Below are 21,359 nucleotides of genomic sequence, written 5' to 3' on the forward strand. Positions count from 1 at the left end.
TGCCCCCCTTTGACGATAAACTCAGCTAAATATTGTTTTTTTTTACCTCACTCACCGATGGTGTGAGAAATCCGGGATCAGGTTGTTCTTTTAACCCTTGGGTGGATGAGGGTCATTACCATAGCTATTCTTTTACCTGATCTGACCATTAGCTCGATGCACAATCATCTCAGACTGATGGTTAGTAGCAATAGACCGAGCAATATTAATCGCTTCTTGCTGAGTTTGGAGTAACCCGAGTAGCCCGCTTCGCTCCTGCAGCTTTCACAGCCCATCCCTCAGAATGAGGAACAATATGCTGTTTTTTACCCTTAGCCATAAAACATCTCCAGTGTTATACTTATCTAACATAGGTCGATTATAGCTAATATTTTTAAGATGACAAATGTTAACTCCATAAAAACCTATCGAGAGCAAAAGGGGCTTTCCCAAGATCAATTGGGTGAATCCCTGGGTGTAACTCGTCAAACCATTGCAGCATGGGAAAAGGGAGAACGAACCGTATCTCTAGTCCAACTCTCTAAAATTGCCAAAACTTTGGGTATTGCCCTGGAATTACTGATTGGCTCTACGGAAGAGCCTGCAACCTCTGCACCAGCTCCAGGTATGGGGCTCATGTTTCGTGCCAATCAGCCCTCTATGTTGACACCTACCCTAAGAGCCCACCTTACTCAAAAGTCCGTAAACTATTCCACGATTGAGCAGATTTTAGGCGAAGTGCCAACGCTGCCAGAAATGCGACCATTGACCGCCTATAACGAGGATGTCGTGGAAGAAGTCGCCAAGGAAATCCGTGATTGGTTAGGCGTTGGTGAAACCTATCCCCTAGGAGATGTCCTAGCGTTGCTAGAAGCTAAGGGGCTAAAAATTATTCTATATCCTCTACCAGAAACCATCTCTGGCTTCTCTGCCTATACTGAAACGACTGGAGCCGTCATCTTTGTTAATGACAACCACCCTACTGAACGTCAGTTTTTTACTGCACTGCACGAACTAGGCCATCTAATTTTCCATCGTCAGGAATACAATCAATCGCACAATCAAACTCGTAAAAATGATCCACGAGAGAAAGCGGCTAACCATCTAGCCGGAGCCGTTTTACTTTCTCGTGACATCATTTATCGAGAATTACGCGCCTATCGAAACCGCTGGATACCTGAACCGCTTCTGGCAGACATCAAACGCCGATATGGTGTCAGCCTAATGACCATTCTGTATAGAGCTGGTCAGCTAGGTCTCATTACTAAAAAGCAACAGGGACAACAAATCGGCGTTCTCAAGAAAAAATATGGCGTCAACGAAAAGCCTAAGCTACCAACTCCTGAACATCTGACACGATTAGAAAGATTAGTATTTCTAGCCTTACTGAGAGAAGAACTCACAGTATCAAGAGCCGCTGAAGTACTAGACAAGCATCTGATGGATATTCGCCAACAGTTAGCAAACTGGATGGAGGAAAACGGCGATTGATTTTACTGTCAGATGCCAATGTCTTAATCGACCTCGGGCACGTACAGGGATTAGATATTCTGTGTCAATTAGAGACAGTGGAAGTCCTCGATGTAGTTTTAGAAGAGTGCGATCACCCTTCACAGCCTGAGCTAATAACCAAAATCCTAGAAGCAGGGATTCAGCTTATTGAGACTAAGGTTGACTGGTTACAAGCAGCCAAAGCCTATCGACAAGGCAATTTAAGCAGCCCTGACCTACTGAACTTTTACTATGCCAAAACCTATAAACGCTTACTCCTAACAAATGAGAAGCCACTTCGAACTCTTTGCCAGCAGCAAAATGTAACGGTCCATGGCACCCTATGGGTTATTCAAGAAGCCTATCAACGACAGCTCTCTCCACCAGCAACACTATGCCAGTGGTTGAAAACCCTCAGTAGTCTGGACCGAAGATTACCCAAACAAGTCATTAATCAGCTGAAGGATACTTTAGGTTGTAGCTGAGGGAGTGCGCTATAAATTTGAATTAAGAACTAACGCAATGTTCGTCCTACCCCCCTATGGTCTTGACCTTCACCTTTATCAACAATCACCCTGTCAGGTAGAGCAATCCGGTCACCAATGAGGTATAAAACCTGACTCAACTCCTCCAACTGCATGACCTCAAGCCGCGCCAAGATATTCTCTTGCGTCGGCCCATGGCTGCGACCATACAGATAAGCAATAAAATCCTCCACCAGCATCCCCTTTAACCGAGCAATCTTCTCCAGATTCTCCAAGCTCGGCACATTTCGCCCATTCTCCCACTGCTGTACCGTAGACTGCGACACCACCGCCATCCAAACCCATCCCGAATGAAACTTAGAAATTGGTCCTAATGGCCTACAGCTTCAGCAAACCAATAATTGATCGATGATAGAGAAAGAGCCTATCTGACTAAACTAACAAAACGTCTTTAGCTATCACTTCTAACTCTGGAAACGTAGTCGACACAATCATTTGCGTTTCCTTAAATACTGATGATTGATACTGCCCATCCACTAACACCAGCACCGTCACCTGCTGCGCAGTCGGATCAATAATCCAATACTCAGGAATACCCAGTTGCTGGTACTGCTGGCGCTTATCTTCATAATCCCGACGATAGTTAGCATCGCTACGACCGCCATAGGGACTAACCACCTCAACCACCATCAATGGCGGATTCATCGAAAACCGAATCGCCATCTGGTTAATAGCCGCCATCTCCTCAATATGCCCCTCATCCAGCACCGTCAAATCCGGCTGACGATTGCTAGGCATACCTGGCAGCGCTGGCACCTCTACCTCCAGCTTCTGCACCTTGAGACGTCTAATATCAATAAACTTAGACAACGCCATCAACAGCGAAAAAGCGCGATACGCATTTTCCTCAGTTTCTGGGGGCACCTCGATTAGCTCTCCATTAATCAATTCATAGCACTTGTCCGTGCCATCATCATGAGCCAAATACTCATCGAAGGTTATGGGTTTAGTTTTAGCTTGAGTCATCAGCCAATGCCCACACGGTTAGTTCAGTAACTCTAGCTTACCAACTCCACTCAGCTCAGAAAAACAGCGCTATATAATAGACTGGTTTTAGGGAAGTTCTGGGGAAACGAACTAGTTCCCACGATGCACTATAGCAGCCTGGCATAAATAGTTCAGCAGTTTAAAAAAGCGCTATAAGTGAAGAGTAAGTCCCTTCAATGGAGGTCATTCAAAATGCCTGGACCTCGCCCCCAACCGCTAACCCTGAAACATCAACATCGTGTGATTCTCAAACAACTCAGTCGTCGTCGCAAAACACCGAAAGGACTGGCTCAACGAGCCCAAATTATCCTGCTCGCTAACGAGGGGTGGAATAATAGTGAGATTGCTGAACACTTGACGATAAACCGTAATACGGTGATCCGTTGGCGTCAGCGCTGGCAAAATCATAGTCCCCAACTCTTAGCTGCCTTAGCCGCGAACGTGACAAAACGGGTTCAGCAGCAGATGATCAAGGTGATTCTTAGTGATGCCCCCCGTCCCGGCACCCCGGTTGGGTTTACGGCGGAACAACGGGTTCAAATCATCGCCTTAGCATGCGAAAACCCGAAGGACTCCGGTCGACCGGTGAGTCATTGGAGTCCGAGAGAACTGGTGGATGAAGTGGTCAAACGGGGGATTGCCGAGACCATTTCAGAACGGACGGTGCGGCGCATGCTCGACGAGGCTGACTTGAAACCTCATCGGGTAAAGTACTGGCTCAATCATACCCCTGACGATCCGGGGGCCTTCTGGCAAACGGCCGAACATATCTGTTCCCTCTATCAGCGGGCTCCTGCCCTGCAGTCTATCGACACCCATTTGATCAGCACCGATGAAATGACCAGCATCCAGGCACTGGAGAGACTTCATCCAAGCGTGCCGATGGCATCGGGGCAACTCGAACGGCAAGAGTTTGAGTATACTCGGCATGGCACCCGTGCGCTGATTGCTAGTTTGGACGTGGCCTTAGGCACCTTGGTCGCCCCCACCATCGGGCCGACACGCACCGAAATCGATTTTGCCACCCACATTGAAACGGTGATCGAAACCAACCCCACCCACCTCTGGATTTTTATCGTCGATCAGCTCAATACCCATCAATCTGAATCCCTGGTGCGCTTAGTGGCCAAACTCTGTGACATCAACGATGACTTGGGCATCAAAGGAAAATCAGGCATTCTCAAGTCGATGAAAACCCGCAAAACATTTCTCGAAGATCCCGCCCATCGGATTCAGTTTGTCTACACCCCCAAGCATTCGTCTTGGCTCAATCAGATTGAACTCTGGTTCAGTATTCTGATGCGACGTTTACTCAAACGAGGCAATTTCACGTCGGTTGACGACTTATCTGAACAGGTGTTGGCCTTTATCAACTATTTCAATCGGACATTGGCCAAGCCCTTCAACTGGAAATACAAGCCGTGTTGTTGGACCTATGACAAGACTCCTCTTGCCGATTGAAGAAGACTCTCGTATCTGCCACAGAACTTCTACTACCCTTGCACTAGGTTTTCTGAAAACGTTTGACGGTGCTCAAATACTGATTGAGAAAGGGTAATCCACCGATGGCCGGCAAGAAATAACGTGAGGTGCAAAGCACCCCCAATGCCGCTCCAGTAGCCGCACTAAAGTAAGGGGCATAGAGAGCCACTAAGGCAGCATCACGGGTACCCACACCGGCAAACGTGAGGGGCAACAAACCGGCCAAAATTGCCAGGGGAGCCAGGGCAAAGCTAATTATAGGAGGTGCCCAGGCATTTAGGGCCAAAATAAAGAGCCAGATTTGTAATAGGTGCAAAAACCAGACAAAAATCGACATGCTAGCAATACGGGTTAACTGAGCTGGATTACCCCAAAAGTAATCGTGCATTTCGTCCCAGGAGTCTTGAAATGAAGCCAGCTTTTTGCTGATTTTGCCAGGGGCAATGCGACGCATGATGGTAAACCCAAGTCGGGCAAATCCTTTGGAACCCAGCATTAAGAGACCGAAGATTAAACCGCCAAGGATACCGGCGGTCATAGTCCAAAAGAACGCATCTTTTTGGGGATATAGCAGCAGACCAAAGGAGCACCAAAGCAATAGCGACAGCATATCGCAGGCTTTTTCAAAAATCACGATTGATAGGGATAATGTACCGCTGAGGTTCCCTCTCTCTTTCATAAAATAAGATTTGGCAATATCGCCCATTTTTGACGGCAGCACCATATTCAGAACGCTGGCTGCCAAGATTAATTTATTAGCTTCCCAAATACTTAGCTTTGCCTGGACTGGGACTAGCTGCTTCAACCGCCAGCCAGTGAAAAACGTAATCGGAATAACCATGCCCAGGCTGATCACCATCCAAAACGGATCGCACTCTTGAAACACTTTAATTAGTTCTGGGAAGTTAATCTTGTTGTACAAGATCACTAAGATAAGGGTACTAATAAAGATAGATATAAAGCGTTTCATATGAGAGTTCTTGGTGGAGGTGTGAAGAGACGTTCAATAGAACGTCTGTACAGTTTTGGTGGAGGTGTGAAGAGACGTTCAATGGAACGTCTGTACATTGGTCAAAGGGGGGTATGACCTAAACGAGAGCGATATTATAGTTGTCGTTCGATCTGGAGTGGTTGCTCAGATGAGAGCGTATGCATATCGCTAGTCAAGTCTTTCCAAGGCTGTAGTTGCCCTGATTGAAAAGTCCGGCTCATAACGACATAAATCGACGTTTGGTCACAGCCGATCCCAGCGGTGAGAACATTTTGCCAACCGCTGGTAGCGATGAGCGTATCCCTTAGCAACCAATAGCCGTTTTGCCATTGAAACTCTCTTCGAAACTTAAAGGGAGCGTCATTTTTTCCGGTGATCAACATCTTTTGCAACAACTTTCGAATCAGATTAGGGAAGAAGCGCCCGATGGTTAACATCACTACTCTTAAAATCATCAGATTCAGAGGGGTCATTTGTTTTTGTTTGGCCCAACCGAGGGGACCTTCGATAGTGATTTGATTATCCTGAATGTCATATTGATAATCGCCTACTAAATGACCGACGGCATTTTTAACCTTGCCGCCTGCTCTCACCTGCAGTGAAAATTGGGTATCTGAAAGTAGTAGTTTGTTGTTGCGGAAGAATTTAAAGGCTCCTCCTTTGTTGAGGGCGAGGTATAGCTTTGTGTCTTGTCTCTGGTCGATGAGAATGCGGGCATTGGGGAACCAGACTCGCCCTAGCTGGGAGGGCTGGGTGGGGGGACGCGCATCGACAAAGTCTTTCCAGGTGAGTAGATAGTTCCAGGTGTGATGACCAACAATGTGGTCATCGGCGTAACAGGATCCACAGCCGTTATTCAGTCCTTTTAGAAACTGGTCGTTAATGCTAAGGGCCTCAGGCATCCAGCGACCCACTAGCTCAAAGCCGTGGGGAAAGTAGTTGTAGGTGTTGCGACTGGTATACTCACCGCCGTAGGAACCGTCAGGGTGAACAAAATGACTGGCGAGACGCACACCGTTTGCAACCGCATCCCGTAACCGCTCATCTGTCCTCTCCCCCAGGTCATATACCCGTGCCAAACAAGCAATGGTCAGGGTGTGATAGCCCGGATCGCAGCCCTCATATTCTTGGAACCATCCTTCCGAATCCTGCCAGGACAGCACTTGTTCCAGCCGCTGTTGGATTGCCCCCTGCCACTTCTGGGTATTCAGAACCCGTGATGCGATTTCCAAACACAGCACAATGAGTGCCTGGTGGTTGGTCAGGCAACCACTCTCTTGATGATGGGCTAGCCAATCAGCCCGAGTTTCAAAAAACTTCAGCGCCTGCTGATTGTCGAGCTTGAGTAACCGATAGCTTTCTAAACAGGCCAATAGCGAAAACGCTGCTGCCCCCCCGGCCCGCTCAAAAGGAAAATAATCATCACAGGACCCATCGGGATGCGAACTCTTCGCTGCGAAGATAATCCCGGCTTCTACCCAGGCTTTGATATTGGGTTGTTGATGATAAGGATTATCTGGCAGTGGCATGTCATAAACTAGTGCCAGGGGCCAGACAAACTCCTGGGACATGCCACTGGGAAAGTCAATAATCTTGTATTGCCAATAGTTGCGATCAAAACAGCCATAGTTAGGGCTGTGGGGGTTACGGTCTTGCAGTGTCAGAATTTTAGGAATTTGATCGAGGGCAGCTTTGGCAAATAAGTCTTTCATATATTAAGAGGTAGGTTACGGTTGCAGGACGTAGGCCACGCCTTCTATGTCTTACTCACATTCTTCTCCTGATGCTGTTTCATATGCTCCTCGATCTCTGAGCGTCGCAGTCTGAGCTGAATGTCTTCTAACAATTTCCGATTTGCCGACATCAAATCGGCAATCAGACCAAAGATCCAGCATTGCACACCAATTAAAATCAAAATAGCCGAAAAGATCAGACTGGGAACATGACTACGCCCCGTTTGCTCAAATGTCATTACCAATAGCCACACCCACCGAACGCTGAGTAAAAAGCCCAGTCCAAAGGGAATCGCCCCCAGAATCGTAAAAAACGACAGGGGACGATAGGTAATGAAGATGCGTAGAATCGTAAATAGGGACCGCTGCACATAGGAGGCAATGCTCTTGACCAGCCGCGACGGGCGTAGGTAGCCGTTGGTGCGGATTGGGACGGACGCTACTGCCATACCCTTTTGTCCGGCTTGAATGATGGTTTCTAGGGTGTAGGTGTATTCATTAAATACGTTGAGCTGCATGGCTGCATTTCGGCTGATGGCGCGAAAGCCGCTGGGGGCATCGGCAACCGGGGTATTGCTGGCTACTCGCACAGCCCAGCTGCCTAATCGCTGCAAAATCTTTTTTACTGGGGAGAAGTGCTGGATTTCCATGATGGGACGTTCGCCCACCACGATTTCAGCTTCTCCATGGACAATGGGCTCGATCAGTTTGGGGATATCGGCGGCGCAATACTGATTATCGGCGTCAGTATTGACGATAATGTCTGCTCCGGCCTTGAGACAGGCGTCTACCCCAGCCATAAAGCCTCGGGCCAGCCCCTGGTTGTGATCAAAGTTAACCACATGGTCCACCCCCCACTCTTTGGCCACATCCACGGTGCGATCCACACTGCCATCGTTGATGATCAGCCATTCAACTTTGTCGACACCGGGCACTTGTCGCGGCAGTTCTGAAAGAGTTACACCCAGGGTATTTTCCTCGTTATAGCAAGGAATTTGAATAATCAGTTTCATAAGAAGATGCCGATAACTGGGGTGCGGTGGGAGAGGCTTAGAATGGTATTTTGCTCGATTGTAGCCGAAGTGGGGGTTTCAGCCCGATCAGCCAGCTGATGCGCAGGAGCCATAGGCCGATGCTGACCATGGTGAGCGCGATCGCAACCCCAACCCAAGTAGGAATCCCCGCAGCGGGTAAAAACCACCACCACACGGCCACAATTCTCAGCAGCTCAGCCTTAGATAATTGTCCCAGGGGCGGCGGCTGACCCACATTATTGATAATTTCTTGTACAGGCGTGCTAAAGGCATCGGAAAGCTGTCGACCAGCAGCGGCCCACACATTGAAAATAGGTGCTTGAGATGGCTCACTCCATAGGGATACGGTTTGCATCAGCAAATCGGTATCGATATCGGCCACTTCTGCAAAATAGCGCTGATAAAACGTCAGTAGTGTAGGGCCATTGACCAAAAAACCCAACACAATTAAACCAATCACAGGCATCCGCCAGCGTTTACCCAGCAGTCCTACGCTGACCATGAGAGCGGGAATAATCGGCACCAAAAAACGAGGTCCCCAATTCCAACCGTTAAAGTCCCAGCCGCTGTGCAATAGCCAAAAGCTGGCCACAATGCCAAATAGAGCCACAAACTCTAACTTACGCCGTTGCCACAGCACCCAAAGTCCAACCAAGGCCAAAATTGTCGGTGGACAATACCAAAACATACCGCCGCCGCTGCCAGGACTGATCCACTGTCCCAAAGCCCGCAAAATAAACCCATCTCCCCCCAGTTGGGAGGTATCTTGCCCGGATGAAGTAATGCTGCCAAACCGTACGTAGTTATAGGCCAGATAGAGTCCCACCCCGGCCACGGTGCCGATACAGGGGGCCAAAAATCGGTCCCAGCTACAGCGCCGTAGTAAGAAGTACAGCGCGATTACCGGCCCCAATAAAATTCCGGCGGGTTTAGCTGCAATTGCCAGGGCTGCTAGCACGCCAGTCCCCCAGTGCCCCCAACGGGACTGCCCAAAGGCCAGGTATAGCGCCAGGGTAATAATGAAGGCTAACAAGGGTTCAGCAAAAAATTCACGGGCATAAACCATGGCCGCTGTACCAAAGGCATAGCCAATGGTGGCAATGAATGCCCCACGTCGTTCTCCCCCTAATCGCAATGTGAGCGCGTAAACCAGAACGGCTGTTGCTGCCGTTAGCAAAATATTGAGAACTAACCCGCAGGTGGCAGAGGTATACTGCACCGGCAGATTAAGCGCATTACCAACGGTAATACCCACCCAGACAAAGGGCATGGCGACAATCGGTAATAGCGGATAGCGAATCGAGTAAAATTGACCGTCTGGTCCCTGGATCCCCCCGGCTCCTGCGGGAATCGAGAAATTACCTTTTTCGATCAGGGACTGGGACATGTAGAGCATGTCATTCCCGTCTACCCCCCAGATGCCGGGCTTGAGAAAAGCCAGATAGATTAAACAAATAGCAAAAAATAAAGCAATGGTTGGCCATCCAAAAATTTGATGGTGTTCTCCCGATGGGTCCTGCGCCTGGCCAGTCATGCTCGGTTAAATAATGGGTTGGGTTAAGCAGTCAAACGTAAGCTGAGTTTTCAGTTTTATAGAGGCTATCTACAAAACTGAAAACTTCTTTGTTCAGAATGCCCGCTGCCTCAAGAGGAGCCAGCAGTTATCCCCCCGCTTTTATTAAATTAAATTGATGGCATCAATGAAGTTTTCATATCCTCAGTCTTGCCATCTGAACAATTGCCTGACAACCGCCTGACAATCGCCTCGCTTAGTCCTGCCACAAGGCGATACCGCCCAACAGTCCCAATACATTGGGCACAATTTCAATATTGGAGGCAAGCTTTAGGGTGATGTTTTTGGTTTCACCGCCGCCAATGTAGAGCCGATCATAGTTAAATAGATGCTCAAGCGCGTCTATGGCTTTTTTCAGACGACGATTCCACTTTTCTTTGCCAACTTTTTCGAGGGCGGCGCGACCTAGCTGTTCTTCATAGGATTCTGTTTTGCGGAAGCGATGGTGTGCCATCTCTAGATTGGGCACCAGATGACCGTTAACAAATAGGGCTGACCCAAATCCAGTCCCAAGGGTAATGACTAGCTCTACGCCTGTTCTGGAAATCGCACCAAATCCTTGAATGTCAGCATCGTTAGCCACCTTAGTCGGGCGCTGTAATTGCTGGGTTAAGCGCTCAGCCAGGGGAAAGCCGACCCAGGATCTATCAAGATTGACGGCTGTGTAGGTAATACCGTTACGCACCACTCCGGGAAATCCTACGGATACCCGATCAAAGGAGGGCTGGTCGGCAGCAAGTTTTGCGATCGCAGCCATCACCGATTCAGGGGTGGCAGGCGATGGCGTTTTCACCCGAGCCCGTTCACTCAGAGGCTGCCCCGCCTGATCCAGCAAAATCACCTTAGTCCCGCTGCCACCAATGTCCACCGCTAATGTAGTGACAACTCGTTGATTAACCACATCGGATGGAGGGGCATCACTCTGATTGATAACTGGCTTTTTCTCAGTCAGCATGGAAACTCCTTGGCAATATGAACGGGTTGCTTTCCATTCTGCCCTGTGATCAATCGTCCCAGCGTCGAGGTGGTTCGAACCGATAAATTTCTTCCAAAACTGTTACCCAGCCCGCAGCGACATCTGCGAGAATTTGCTGACCTTTTTCTGCTGTAGCAGCCGTGGCATCCCCCACCACACCGCTTTGAGAAATGTCACGGGTCGTCCAGCTAAAGGGCAGTGCCCCCTCCAAACTGAGCAGCCCCTCTTGTTTTTGCTCAGGAGGGTACTCTGTGACGGCTCGATCCATATGCACCTGGTCCGGCAAAATCGCTAGCATCAAGCTAGTTTCAGCATCACCAGCGTGGATCCCTTCCTGACGTTCCCTGGGGCTAAGCAAGCGGCCTACTTGGTGGGGCACTTGCCAAACAAAGTGGGGAAACACCCAAAAATCAGACTGACGTTGGTGGATATCACGGGCCACTATCTCTAGCACCTGGGGTTGTCCCCCATGGGAGTTGAGCAGCACTAGCTTACGAAATCCCGCTCGATAAATACTCTCTGCTACATCCGTAAGCACCGCCATCAACGTAGACGCCGATAGCGTAATCGTTCCGGGGAACCCCCAATGCTCATTAGACTTGCCGTAGCACAGAGGCGGTAAACAATAAGCGGGCACCCCCGGTGAGAGCTGCTCCAAAGCCCGGCCAATAATCGCCATGCCCAAAGCCGTATCCACCGCCAGCGGCAAATGGGGACCATGCTGCTCAATGGCTCCCACGGGTTGAATAATGACGACCTGCTCCCGATCAGCCATCTGGTCAATATCCTGCCAGGTCAAATAAGGATAAAAACGCTCAGGCGGAATCGTTTGCAGCATCAGACCAGATAACTCAGAAAAAAAAGATAAACCTATTGACAATTTCATTTTCGTTTCTGTATATTTGAATACAGAAACGAAACGTTCATTCCTATTCGGATTGATTGCATCTACCCATTGCCTTCAGTCTAGGTAGGAACGGAAGTAGGAAAGATAGTTAACCTATCGGACCGAAGGAACGCGCCTCATCTTAACTCTCTACGTCTAATTTAAGGAGGCGAATCCATGCAACTGTCCTATCGTGGCGTCAAGTACACAGCACCCGAGCGCAATGTAGCCGTTGAAGATGGCGATCTAGTTTGCTATCGCGGTGCATCCTACCGTGTCAAGAAAGCTGTTGGCAACCTGAATAACACTGTTACTGGTCTTAAGTATCGTGGTGCTCAGGTTCGTTAACACGTCTAAGTTAAGGAGCGTTTGTTTACCCTGACGATTGTATTCACTTTGTACTTTATTTCTTAGGTCCCTTATTACGGTAAGGGGCCTTTTTTATTGCAACCTTATTTAAGGATTCACGCTCCAGCCAGATTTCTATATCTTTTCTCTTGCGCTTTCCCGGCTTGCTTGCTTCCCCTATCTGTTTACTTCCTTGGTCTACCCTAACTAAGTCCACCCCTGGGTTATTCTAGGAGCAGTGATTTTACGATATAGTGATATCTTTCCTGGCAGGTTTATCAATAGGTATAGTGTGTCTATTGGTTTCTCGGCAACGGTCGGGGGCTAGGCGTAAGGCACTATTGGAACGGATTCGGATTCAGCCAGAGGCCCAGTTTTTCTCCTATGAGGCCCAGATTGCCAGTGCTATTGCCAATCAGAGTACTGCCGTCAGTGATTTGCAGGCTGAAATTGATGAGACTAACTTGGTGCTGCAGCGCTCACCATTTGGATACTTAAAGGTTGATGAGGAAAACCGGTTGCTTTGGTGTAATGCCAAGGCTAGAGAACTTTTAGGGATTGAGCAGACTGACTATACATCGCCTAAGCTGCTGCTTGCGATCGCACGGTCCTACGAACTTGATCAGTTGATCGAAGAAACTCGTACCACCAAAACTGAGTGTAAAAAGGATTGGACATTGCGATCGATCTCCCCTGATCCCGCCAATGTGCTAGAAGGTCCAGTGTATCCCTTAAGTGGCTATGGCATTCCCCTGAGTCAAGGCAATGTAGGGGTATTTCTAGAAAATCGACAAGAGGCGGTCATGCTGGCTCAGCAGCGGGATCGATGGACCTCAGATGTGGCCCACGAGCTCAAAACACCGCTCACCTCCATTCGACTTGTGGGGGAAACTCTACGCAATCGGATTGATCCCAGTTTGATTACCTGGGCTGATCGGTTACTGCAAGAAGTCAATCGACTGAGTGCTTTGGTGGACGATATGCTCAGCCTTAGTCATTTAGAGCAGCAGCCGCCACAGCGTTTAGAAGACACCGATCTAGTGGGGATTTTGCGACAGGCATGGCAAAGTTTAGAACCCCAGGCCAAGCAGCAGGAAAATTGCTTGGAGTATCAGGGACCTGATAATGCGATCGCATCAGTCAATAGCGGTTTGATATATCGTATGGTGATCAACCTATTGGATAATGCATTGAAATATAGCCCTCCTGGTCAGGGGATTTATGCCCGTTTGCAAGAGTCTACGGAAGGAGCGATGCCGGGACTACTGTTAGATGTCTTTGACTGTGGTGAGGGCTTTCTTGAAAAAGACCTGCCGTTTGTATTTGATCGCTTTTACCGCTCAGATACATCCCGGTCTCGCTCTGGAAGTGACATGCTGTCCAATGGCACTGGATTGGGATTATCCATTGTCCAAAAGATTGTGGAGTCCCATCAGGGCCTGGTAAAAGCCCAAAACCATCCCGAGACTGGAGGCGCTTGGCTCCAAGTTTGGTTACCCAAATCCTCAGTTGAAGCCAATAAGGTATATTCGATATCTAAGTAATCCACTAACTACGTAAAATCACTGAGCTACACTAGAAGTCATGGCTTTGCACTAAGCTGGATGAATATAAACCTTGTCCACGTCCAGAACGGTCGTTTTACCGTAGGAGAAACTACAGGTTTCAGCTTGGACGTGGTTTATCCATACAAAAAAGTTCTGTGCCCTTCGCTCCCAGGTTTGTTTCTGAGGGTCTACATCTGTAGGTTTTCTGAAAAGTTTGTCTAAACAACCATTGCTTAAATCAGTATCGTCCGATGAAAAGCTGCAAAAGTTACTGTCTCAGTGGGGCGTTGCCTCACGTCGTCAGTCAGAGCAGTTGATTTCCTCTGGTCACATTACGGTTAATGGTGTCAAAGCCCATATTGGTCAGCGGGCTAATCCAGCGGTGGATGATATTCGGATTGATGGCCGTCCGTTGAATCCAGATAATCGACCAGACAAGCGGTATGTGTTGCTGAACAAGCCTAGAGGTGTGGTGTCCACCTGTGATGATCCCCAAGGGCGTAAAACGGTCATCGGCCTGTTGCCTGAGGAGCTGCGTCAAGGAGATATTCGTCTACACCCTGTCGGTCGACTTGACACAGACTCTACTGGAGCGTTGTTGCTAACCAACCATGGTCAGCTGACTCAAACGTTGACCCATCCCAGCCATCACATTGCTAAAACTTATCGGGTCAAAGTGCAGGGGTCTCCTGCCAATGGTTTGGTAGAAAAATGGCGTCGAGGGGTAAGCTTGGCCGGAAAAATGACTGCCCCTGCCCAAGTGACGGTGTTACATCCCAAATCCCCTGCATTGTTAGAGATTGTTCTGCATGAAGGGCGTAATCGACAGATTCGTCGAGTGGCTGAACAGTTGGGGCATCCTGTAGTGGGTTTGCACCGTACTGCCATCGGTAGCATTTCCCTAGGGGATTTACCTTTAGGGCACTGTCGCGAATTAACGCCACAGGAGATTAAAAAACTCCTTGATCTTCTCTGACAAGGCCTTTCAAGCCACGTATGCTTGGATGATACCGGTGATGTGCTTAAATTTATTAAGAAACATTTTGATCCTATGAAACGCCAAGGCCACACCAGTACTCAGCAGCAAGAGCAATTGTTTGCGCTTGGCTCAGTGCTGCGTGATGCTCGCGAAGCAAGCGGTCAGACCTTAGATGAAGTCGCTAGCAAGGTCCTAGTTCGTCCTAGGTTGCTCGTGGCTTTGGAGGAAGGTATTACGAATGAGCTACCGGAACCGGTGTATGTCCGTGGTCTGATTAGGCGTTATGGCGATGTTTTGGGCCTTGATGGCATAGCTTTGTCGAGTCAGTATGTATCAGCTCCGATTTTGAAGGGTACAGGCCGTAACTGGTCAGTTGATTCGGTGCAGCTTCGTCCTTACCATTTGTATGCGGCCTATGTTGTTCTGATCGCTGTTTCGGTTAGTGGTTTGTCCTATTTGATGCAGCGCGCAATTCCTCAGAATGCAGCTGAACCCATTGTCGATCCTGCAGCGGTAGAGCAGCTCGCCCCTCGGCGGACAGCTGTCCCCTCAACGGCCTCCCAGCCGACTGCCCAGGAGGCTGAGGCTCAGCCAGGTTCAAAGGAACCCATTGTGGTAGATGTAGAGTTTGTTCAGCAGTCCTGGGTGCGAGTCACCGCTGATGGTGATGAGACCTACGAAGGGATCTTACAGGAAGGCGCTGAACGTTCCTGGTCCGCGCAGGAGTCGCTGACGATTCGTGCGGGTAATGCGGGGGGAGTGGTGCTGGCCTATAACCGGGGCAAAGCGAAACCGATGGGTAAGCCCGGTACGGTGGTAGAGCAGACATTTACCCCAGGAGAGGGTGAGGTCGCTAGTTTGAATCAGTGAGGGTGAGAGTAGACGCTTGACGTCACGAGTCTACTTTCTTGAAGGGTAACGTCGTAATTACGGTTGTTCCTTTGCCAGATTGACTTTCAAGTCGGATGTCGCCCTGGTGGTTGGTAACGATGGCTTTTGCGATCGCTAGTCCCAAGCCTGACCCAGCTCCATCCCGACGGCTGCGCGCCTTATCGACCCGATAAAAACGATCAAATACTTGAGATTGCAGCTCTGTGGAGATGCCTATACCGGTGTCCTGCACAGTTACTTGATAGGCATCCTGATTTTGCCATTTATGCTTGCTCAGAGTGACGGTTATGGTGCCTTTAGAGGTGTACTGGATGGCATTGCTGATCAGATTGGTAAACAGTCGAATGAGTTGATCTCGATCACCCATTAAATGACGGCAATGGGATTCAGTTTCTAGAGATTGGTAAGCCAGACTCAAGCCTTTGCTATGGGCTACCAGCTCCTGTTCTTCAATCACCTCTGACAGAAGATTTTTCAGATCTAGCCCTTCCCACTGCATCGGGATGAGACCGCCATCTTGCCGAGCCAAAAATAACAGATTGTCCACCAGTCTGCCCAGGCGTCGTGTCAGACGTTCGACCACCTGCAACTGGCTATGTTGAAAATCAGCATCCGGTTCAGGATCAGCCAGGGCTACCTGCACATTGGTTTGGATGACGGCGATGGGGTTGCGCAACTCGTGGGAGGCATCGGCGGTAAATTGCTTTAACTGTTGATAGGACTGACGGACGGGGGTCATAGCCAGGCCCGATAGCAGCCAGCCGATGGTGCCAGTGGCCGCAATGGCCAGCCCTGACCAAATGCTGAGATCGATGACCAGCTGACGACTGGGCTTGCTAACTTCAAACCAGGGATGGCTGACACGCAAGTAGCCCAGCACCTGATGGTTGACTTGGATGCGACGACTAATTTGGCGTAGGACCTGATCGCTGTCCTGTGCATCACTGTTCTGTCCATCGTTGAGACCATGGCTAATGTGTACTGTTTCTCCAGCTGCGTTTATCTGGAGTGGCAGCCCCATGGGTACTGATAGGGTGCTCCACTGGAGTTGCCCATTGGGATCAAACCATTCAATGTCAATGTGATCGTCTTCTAGGGTTTGAGCGTTGTCACGAAAACTATCATCTACATTGACCTGTAGCGGCGCTTGGCCTTTCACCCCCGTAGCCGTCAGCACCCGCCCAGTGGATGGGGCAGCCGCTTCAATCACTAGAGAACGCTGTACCACTTCCACCACGTGATTGAGGGTGTCATCCACCCGTTCCACCAGGGTATTGCGCACGTAGAAATATACACCGCTAGCAAAAATAAGCAGCAGAATAGCAGTGACCGTGGTGTACCACAACGCCAGACGACGACGGGTGGTTTGGAACATCGGAGATTGAGGCAAAGGAAAAGAAAGGCAATGGACAATGGGAGGAATCCGTAGGAATCCGTAGGGTGGGCGGCCCACTATTCAGTGGGCACAGCCCACCATTCAGAATTTAAAGCTTTTAGTCAGATCCCTAAGATCACGACATCATAGAGTGTATATACCCAACCAATCTACCCCCACGCATTGCATCATGACCGCTCAGCTGACTAAATCTTTTCCCATTCCCGAAGCCCTTGAGCAACAGCGGCTGTTCTTTGCGTCAGGGCAGACTAAACCGTTTGATTTTCGTTTGGCTCAGTTGGCCAAGCTGAAACAGGCGATCATCGAGCGGCAAGCGGATATTGTAGCGGCAGCTAAGGCCGATCTAGGCAGGCCTGAGTTTGAAGCGTATTTTGAAATCGCCACCCTGTCAGAGATCAATCTGGCGATGAAAAAGCTGAAGACTTGGATGAAGCCCAAGCGGGTCAAGTCTACGCTAGAGAATTTTCCATCATCGGCCTGGATCCAGCCAGATCCTCTCGGTATGGTGCTGATTATTGGTCCCTGGAACTATCCGTTTCAGCTGATGGTGTCGCCATTGGTGGGTGCGATCGCAGCCGGAAACTGTGCCATCCTCAAACCATCCGAACATGCGCCCAATACAGCCAACGTAGTGACAGAGCTAATTGCGGCCACCTTTGATCCCAGCTATGTAACCGTATTTCAAGGAGACGCCAGCGTTAGTCAGCAGTTACTAGTCGAAAAGTTTGACCACATCTTCTTTACCGGTGGTGCTGCCATTGGACGCATCATCATGGCAGCCGCTGCCAAGCATCTCACACCAGTCACCCTGGAATTAGGCGGTAAGAGCCCATGCATCATTGATGCCGATATCAACCTGGACCATGCCGCCAAGCGCATCACCTGGGGCAAATTTATCAACGCCGGACAAACCTGCATTGCCCCCGATTATTTACTCATCGATCGCACCGTCAAAGACGCATTTCTAGAAAAGCTAACAGTGGCCATCCAAGAGTTCTTTGGAGATGATCCATCCCAGAGCCCAGATCTGAGTCGCATTATTAACCAACGACACTTTGAGCGACTAACCGGCCTGCTTAACAATGGCAACGTTCTGATCGGTGGTGAGACTGACGCGGGCACTCGTTACATTGCCCCTACGGTACTCGACAACGTGACCTGGGATTCACCAATCATGCAGGATGAAATCTTTGGTCCGATTTTGCCTGTATTGACTTACGACCGGTTTGATCAGGCCCTGTCCCAGATCAATGCTCATCCCAAGCCTCTGGCCCTATATCTTTTCTCCCGTGACACGGTCAAACAACAGCAGGTACTGACAGAAACATCATCGGGGGGGGTGTGCTTGAACGATACATTGCTGCATACCATCGTGCCTGGCTTACCCTTTGGCGGTGTGGGGCAAAGCGGGATGGGCAACTACCACGGTAAAGCTTCCTTCGATACCTTTTCCCATTACAAAAGCGTGCTCAGAAAGACATTTTGGTTAGATTTAGACTGGCGCTATGCTCCATACAAGTCATCTAAGTTAGCACAGATTAAAAATCTGGTGACCCGGTAAAGGATTTATTGCAAAATCTGGTGACATTGTGAAAGGTCTGATAGAAACACTATAGAACTGCTTTCCGAGAGCTAGGATGTATTGGCTGTCGAACAGCTATTAGGGGAGAGGGAGATTGAGATGGCCTACGATTTTGACCTGTTTGCCATCGGTGCTGGGTCAGGTGGCATCGCCACCGCCAGGCGGGCGGCCCAGTACGGGGCCAAGGTAGCGGTGGCAGAATTTGATCGACTGGGAGGTACCTGTGTCAATCGTGGCTGTGTGCCCAAAAAGCTCATGGTCTATGCATCTCATTTTGCTAGTCATGTGCAGGAGGCCGCAGGCTATGGCTGGACCTTTGAGCCCGGCAAGTTTGACTGGACCCAAATGATTACAGCAGTTAAAGATGAAGTTACCCGACTCAATGGTATCTATCAGCGCATGATCGACAATGCGGAGGTCACCCTGTACAAAGGCCATGCCCGTATCGTTGATCATCACACCATTGAAGTAGCCGGTCAGACCGTTACCGCTGAGAAAATTCTCATTGCCGTTGGGGGCAAACCTAATCGACCCGATATTCCGGGTATTGAGCTCGCCATTACCTCCGATGAGATTTTTCATCTGACCCACCAGCCAAAGCGCATGGTGATTTTTGGTGGGGGTTACATTGGCTGTGAATTTGCCTGTGTGCTCAACGCCCTGGGGACAGAAGTTACCCAGATTATCCGTCGCGATCAGATTTTACGTGGCTTTGACGAAGATATTCGCACTGAAGTCCAAGAGGCCATGCAGCGCCACGGTATTCGCATTGTGACCGATGAGCTGGTCAGTCTGGAGAAAACAGACGAAGGGCTGCAGGTTAACCTCAAAAACAACAATATGGTATTGGCCGATGTGGTTGGTCTATCGGCCCTTGGACGCATTCCTCGATTAGAGAATCTAGGATTAGAGAACACTCGCGTTGAGGTAAAAAAAGGAGCCATTGTTGTTGATGCCCACAGCCAGACTGCGGAGTCCAACATCTTTGCGGTTGGGGACTGTACTGACCGCATTAATCTCACGCCTGTGGCCATTAGCGAAGGTCGTGCGTTTGCTGATACCCATTACGGTGGCAAACGCCAAGTGATGAACCATGACAACGTACCGTCAGCTGTGTTTACGACACCAGAGGTGGCGACCGTTGGCATGACCGAAACCGAGGCCATCGCCAAGTATGGTGAAGCGGGGATTCGGGTTTATCGTTCTCGGTTTAGGCCGATGTACTATACCCTGCCCCAACTAGAAGAGAAAACACTGATGAAGTTGATTGTGCATGTGCAAACTGACAAGGTTCTAGGAGCCCATATGGTGGGCGATGCTGCTGCCGAGATCATTCAAGGGATGGCCATTGCTGTGAAAATGGGTGCCACTAAGACAGATTTTGATGCCACGGTCGGGATTCATCCCAGCTCAGCAGAAGAATTTGTCACCATGAGATAGGGCTTGTTAAAAATTAAAATCATGGTCTTCTCCCTTCCAGACAAATATATAGACCTGCTCACGGACTTTGGCTTCAAGCGTGTCTTTGGTACCGAACCCAACAAAGCGCTACTGGTTGACTTTTTGAACACGCTCCTGCCTGAGTATCATCAAATTCAGGATGTCAGCTTCAAAAACTCTGAGTTTCTAGGCGGCACCCTTGAAGATCGAAAAGCTATCTTCGATATCTATTGCCAAACTGATACTGGGGAAAAGTTTATTGTCGAAATGCAAAAGGCCAAGCAAAACTTCTTTAAGGATAGAAGTGTTTATTATTCAACATTCCCTATTCAAGAACAATCTCGAAAGGGGACTTGGGACTTTAATCTAACGGCAGTGTATACCGTCGGTGTACTGGATTTTGTTTTTGATGATCATAAAGCAGATCCAGATTTGTTGCATGTGGTAGAACTCAAGAACCAGCGCTGCGAGGTATTTTATGACAAGCTCAAATTTATCTATATTGAACTTCCCAAGTTTACTAAAACCCTTGATGAGCTAGAAAATCATTTCGAAAAATGGCTATTTCTATTTAAACACCTGGCCCAGTTTGATGATCCCCCTGCACCATTACAGGAAGATGTATTTAATCAACTCTTTGAGGTGGCTGAAATTGCTAATTTCTCTCCTGCAGAGCAAGATAGCTACCAGGCTAGCTTGAAGTACTATCGCGATATGCACAATGTGGTGAATACTTCCTGGCAAGAAGGGAAAAAGGAAGGGCTGGCTGAAGGGCTGACAAGAGGCAGAGAAGAAGGCAGAGAGGAAGAACGCTCTTTCACTCTACAGCGACAGCGCTCACTACTACTACGTCAGTTATCACGCAAGCTGGGTGATATTCCAGAGGAGATTCAAACTCAGGTTAATCAATTATCGTTAAAGACATTGGATGTTTTAGGTGAGTCCTTGTTTGATTTTGACGACATTGAGGCCTTGAAAAATTGGTTAAATGAGTATTAACTAAGTCGACGTTGTTGATCCTCGATACGGTTTTATCTGACAAACACCGTTACACGGTATTTCTGATAGATCGGTCCATCTTCTAAGTCAGCAACGGCATAAGCCTTTCAATTGTAAATTAGGAGTCAAAAACTGCTGATCAGCGTCACAATTAGACCAAATACAAAAAATGCACAGAGTGGGGTTGGCCCAAGATCATACTCATCACGCATATATGAGAAGAATGCCTTGATCAGGGCGATGGTGATAGTGAGGACAGCAGCTACACAGACTACTCTAAATAGCCAGGAGATTAATGCGTCTCCCATAATGTTGCTGATCCACGACGATACCTCTGGCAGCTGGGTTAATAATCCAAGCCCTAAAAGGATTATGACGATACTGGCAATGGGTGTCGCCCAGCGATAACTATGCTTTTTTAGTCTTTGACCGCTATTAAGGAGAGAGGAGGACATCGGCTGTTTCTCCAAGTGGTGAATCTTATGCCTAAGTGTATGTAT

Annotated in this window: 20 protein-coding genes, 1 pseudogene and 1 riboswitch; of the genes and pseudogenes, 10 read left to right on the forward strand and 11 right to left on the reverse strand. The window is 48.9% G+C overall.

All coding sequences use genetic code 11. The features are described from left to right. Window positions 1-132 precede the first annotated feature (132 nt). Window positions 133-319: pseudogene (locus IXB50_RS22870) on the reverse strand (DUF2188 domain-containing protein). A 59-nt stretch (window positions 320-378) separates the two neighbouring features. On the opposite strand from IXB50_RS22870, the gene IXB50_RS18135 reads away from it, so the two are divergent. Together IXB50_RS18135 and IXB50_RS18140 are read left to right on the forward strand one after the other, a co-directional pair. Further along, window positions 379-1,470, forward strand: a complete 1,092-nt coding sequence (locus tag IXB50_RS18135) for an XRE family transcriptional regulator (protein WP_215610404.1) — start codon at window positions 379-381, stop codon at window positions 1,468-1,470. After that, window positions 1,467-1,955, forward strand: coding sequence for a PIN domain-containing protein (locus tag IXB50_RS18140; RefSeq protein ID WP_215610405.1), 489 nt, complete (start codon window positions 1,467-1,469; stop codon window positions 1,953-1,955). Before IXB50_RS18135 ends, IXB50_RS18140 begins: the two co-directional genes overlap by 4 nt. Window positions 1,956-1,984: 29 nt before the next feature. On the opposite strand, the gene IXB50_RS18145 is transcribed toward IXB50_RS18140, so the two are convergent. Together IXB50_RS18145 and IXB50_RS18150 are read right to left on the reverse strand one after the other, a co-directional pair. Then, on the reverse strand, window positions 1,985-2,290 hold the full coding sequence (locus tag IXB50_RS18145) for a helix-turn-helix transcriptional regulator (protein WP_215610406.1): 306 nt from the start codon (window positions 2,288-2,290) through the stop codon (window positions 1,985-1,987). 97 nt (window positions 2,291-2,387) lie between these two features. Continuing rightward, the gene (locus tag IXB50_RS18150; RefSeq protein ID WP_215610407.1) at window positions 2,388-2,981 is read right to left on the reverse strand and encodes a Uma2 family endonuclease; all 594 of its coding nucleotides are present in this window, start codon (window positions 2,979-2,981) and stop codon (window positions 2,388-2,390) included. 213 nt (window positions 2,982-3,194) lie between these two features. Between IXB50_RS18150 and IXB50_RS18155 the strand changes: the two genes are divergently transcribed. Then, on the forward strand, window positions 3,195-4,463 hold the full coding sequence (locus IXB50_RS18155; protein WP_215610408.1) for an IS630 family transposase: 1,269 nt from the start codon (window positions 3,195-3,197) through the stop codon (window positions 4,461-4,463). Window positions 4,464-4,506: 43 nt separating this feature from the next. On the opposite strand, the gene IXB50_RS18160 is transcribed toward IXB50_RS18155, so the two are convergent. From IXB50_RS18160 to IXB50_RS18185, 6 genes are all read right to left on the reverse strand, one after another. Beyond that, entirely contained in the window at window positions 4,507-5,454 is a 948-nt protein-coding gene (locus tag IXB50_RS18160; RefSeq protein ID WP_215610409.1) for a lysylphosphatidylglycerol synthase transmembrane domain-containing protein, read from the reverse strand. 134 nt (window positions 5,455-5,588) lie between these two features. Further along, window positions 5,589-7,187 (reverse strand): hypothetical protein, encoded by a 1,599-nt coding sequence (locus IXB50_RS18165; protein ID WP_215610410.1) that lies wholly within the window; start codon window positions 7,185-7,187, stop codon window positions 5,589-5,591. Between the two features lie 44 nt (window positions 7,188-7,231). Further along, window positions 7,232-8,221 (reverse strand): glycosyltransferase family 2 protein, encoded by a 990-nt coding sequence (locus IXB50_RS18170; protein ID WP_215610411.1) that lies wholly within the window; start codon window positions 8,219-8,221, stop codon window positions 7,232-7,234. 37 nt (window positions 8,222-8,258) lie between these two features. After that, window positions 8,259-9,776, reverse strand: coding sequence for a hypothetical protein (locus IXB50_RS18175; protein ID WP_215610412.1), 1,518 nt, complete (start codon window positions 9,774-9,776; stop codon window positions 8,259-8,261). Window positions 9,777-10,011: 235 nt separating this feature from the next. Further along, a complete protein-coding gene (locus IXB50_RS18180; RefSeq protein WP_215610413.1) occupies window positions 10,012-10,770 on the reverse strand; it encodes an ROK family protein in 759 nt (252 codons plus the stop codon). 49 nt (window positions 10,771-10,819) lie between these two features. Then, complete coding sequence (locus IXB50_RS18185; RefSeq protein WP_215610440.1) at window positions 10,820-11,629, reverse strand: creatininase family protein; 810 nt, start codon at window positions 11,627-11,629, stop codon at window positions 10,820-10,822. Between the two features lie 80 nt (window positions 11,630-11,709). Then, window positions 11,710-11,814: riboswitch (Glutamine riboswitch) on the forward strand. Window positions 11,815-11,854: 40 nt separating this feature from the next. On the opposite strand from IXB50_RS18185, the gene IXB50_RS18190 reads away from it, so the two are divergent. The 4 genes from IXB50_RS18190 (at window position 11,855) to IXB50_RS18205 (ending at window position 15,421) form a co-directional block, all read left to right on the forward strand. After that, window positions 11,855-12,025 (forward strand): DUF4278 domain-containing protein, encoded by a 171-nt coding sequence (locus IXB50_RS18190; RefSeq protein WP_215610414.1) that lies wholly within the window; start codon window positions 11,855-11,857, stop codon window positions 12,023-12,025. A gap of 290 nt (window positions 12,026-12,315) precedes the next feature. Beyond that, the gene (locus IXB50_RS18195; RefSeq protein WP_407658823.1) at window positions 12,316-13,569 is read left to right on the forward strand and encodes a sensor histidine kinase; all 1,254 of its coding nucleotides are present in this window, start codon (window positions 12,316-12,318) and stop codon (window positions 13,567-13,569) included. Between the two features lie 217 nt (window positions 13,570-13,786). Then, window positions 13,787-14,548 (forward strand): pseudouridine synthase, encoded by a 762-nt coding sequence (locus tag IXB50_RS18200; RefSeq protein WP_246564683.1) that lies wholly within the window; start codon window positions 13,787-13,789, stop codon window positions 14,546-14,548. A 75-nt stretch (window positions 14,549-14,623) separates the two neighbouring features. Next, on the forward strand, window positions 14,624-15,421 hold the full coding sequence (locus tag IXB50_RS18205) for a helix-turn-helix domain-containing protein (protein WP_215610416.1): 798 nt from the start codon (window positions 14,624-14,626) through the stop codon (window positions 15,419-15,421). A 22-nt stretch (window positions 15,422-15,443) separates the two neighbouring features. Here IXB50_RS18205 and IXB50_RS18210 read toward each other — a convergent pair whose 3' ends face one another. Beyond that, a complete protein-coding gene (locus IXB50_RS18210) occupies window positions 15,444-16,817 on the reverse strand; it encodes a sensor histidine kinase (protein WP_215610417.1) in 1,374 nt (457 codons plus the stop codon). A gap of 190 nt (window positions 16,818-17,007) precedes the next feature. Between IXB50_RS18210 and IXB50_RS18215 the strand changes: the two genes are divergently transcribed. The 3 genes from IXB50_RS18215 (at window position 17,008) to IXB50_RS18225 (ending at window position 20,859) form a co-directional block, all read left to right on the forward strand. Further along, window positions 17,008-18,399, forward strand: coding sequence for an aldehyde dehydrogenase (locus tag IXB50_RS18215; protein WP_215610418.1), 1,392 nt, complete (start codon window positions 17,008-17,010; stop codon window positions 18,397-18,399). 120 nt (window positions 18,400-18,519) lie between these two features. Continuing rightward, the gene (gor, locus tag IXB50_RS18220) at window positions 18,520-19,860 is read left to right on the forward strand and encodes a glutathione-disulfide reductase (RefSeq protein WP_215610419.1); all 1,341 of its coding nucleotides are present in this window, start codon (window positions 18,520-18,522) and stop codon (window positions 19,858-19,860) included. Window positions 19,861-19,881: 21 nt separating this feature from the next. Further along, a complete protein-coding gene (locus tag IXB50_RS18225; RefSeq protein ID WP_215610420.1) occupies window positions 19,882-20,859 on the forward strand; it encodes an Rpn family recombination-promoting nuclease/putative transposase in 978 nt (325 codons plus the stop codon). A 125-nt stretch (window positions 20,860-20,984) separates the two neighbouring features. On the opposite strand, the gene IXB50_RS18230 is transcribed toward IXB50_RS18225, so the two are convergent. Further along, window positions 20,985-21,314: a hypothetical protein gene (locus tag IXB50_RS18230; RefSeq protein ID WP_215610421.1), complete on the reverse strand. Its 330-nt coding sequence runs from the start codon at window positions 21,312-21,314 to the stop codon at window positions 20,985-20,987. Between the last annotated feature and the right edge of the window lie 45 nt (window positions 21,315-21,359).

Source organism: Leptothoe spongobia TAU-MAC 1115 (assembly GCF_018739885.1).
GTDB classification, from domain to species: Bacteria; Cyanobacteriota; Cyanobacteriia; order Phormidesmidales; family Phormidesmidaceae; genus Leptothoe; species Leptothoe spongobia.

Bases quoted from the DNA above. Each gene is read 5' to 3' on its own strand.
- IXB50_RS18225 (WP_215610420.1), top strand. From the start codon at position 19,882: ATGGTCTTCTCCCTTCCAGACAAATATATAGACCTGCTCACGGACTTT.
- IXB50_RS18160 (WP_215610409.1), bottom strand. From the start codon at position 5,454: ATGAAACGCTTTATATCTATCTTTATTAGTACCCTTATCTTAGTGATC.
- IXB50_RS18190 (WP_215610414.1), top strand. From the start codon at position 11,855: ATGCAACTGTCCTATCGTGGCGTCAAGTACACAGCACCCGAGCGCAAT.
- gor (WP_215610419.1), top strand. From the start codon at position 18,520: ATGGCCTACGATTTTGACCTGTTTGCCATCGGTGCTGGGTCAGGTGGC.
- IXB50_RS18145 (WP_215610406.1), bottom strand. From the start codon at position 2,290: ATGGCGGTGGTGTCGCAGTCTACGGTACAGCAGTGGGAGAATGGGCGA.
- IXB50_RS18165 (WP_215610410.1), bottom strand. From the start codon at position 7,187: ATGAAAGACTTATTTGCCAAAGCTGCCCTCGATCAAATTCCTAAAATT.
- IXB50_RS18180 (WP_215610413.1), bottom strand. From the start codon at position 10,770: ATGCTGACTGAGAAAAAGCCAGTTATCAATCAGAGTGATGCCCCTCCA.
- IXB50_RS18155 (WP_215610408.1), top strand. From the start codon at position 3,195: ATGCCTGGACCTCGCCCCCAACCGCTAACCCTGAAACATCAACATCGT.
- IXB50_RS18215 (WP_215610418.1), top strand. From the start codon at position 17,008: ATGACCGCTCAGCTGACTAAATCTTTTCCCATTCCCGAAGCCCTTGAG.
- IXB50_RS18230 (WP_215610421.1), bottom strand. From the start codon at position 21,314: ATGTCCTCCTCTCTCCTTAATAGCGGTCAAAGACTAAAAAAGCATAGT.
- IXB50_RS18170 (WP_215610411.1), bottom strand. From the start codon at position 8,221: ATGAAACTGATTATTCAAATTCCTTGCTATAACGAGGAAAATACCCTG.
- IXB50_RS18135 (WP_215610404.1), top strand. From the start codon at position 379: ATGACAAATGTTAACTCCATAAAAACCTATCGAGAGCAAAAGGGGCTT.
- IXB50_RS18210 (WP_215610417.1), bottom strand. From the start codon at position 16,817: ATGTTCCAAACCACCCGTCGTCGTCTGGCGTTGTGGTACACCACGGTC.
- IXB50_RS18175 (WP_215610412.1), bottom strand. From the start codon at position 9,776: ATGACTGGCCAGGCGCAGGACCCATCGGGAGAACACCATCAAATTTTT.
- IXB50_RS18185 (WP_215610440.1), bottom strand. From the start codon at position 11,629: ATGCTGCAAACGATTCCGCCTGAGCGTTTTTATCCTTATTTGACCTGG.
- IXB50_RS18150 (WP_215610407.1), bottom strand. From the start codon at position 2,981: ATGACTCAAGCTAAAACTAAACCCATAACCTTCGATGAGTATTTGGCT.
- IXB50_RS18205 (WP_215610416.1), top strand. From the start codon at position 14,624: ATGAAACGCCAAGGCCACACCAGTACTCAGCAGCAAGAGCAATTGTTT.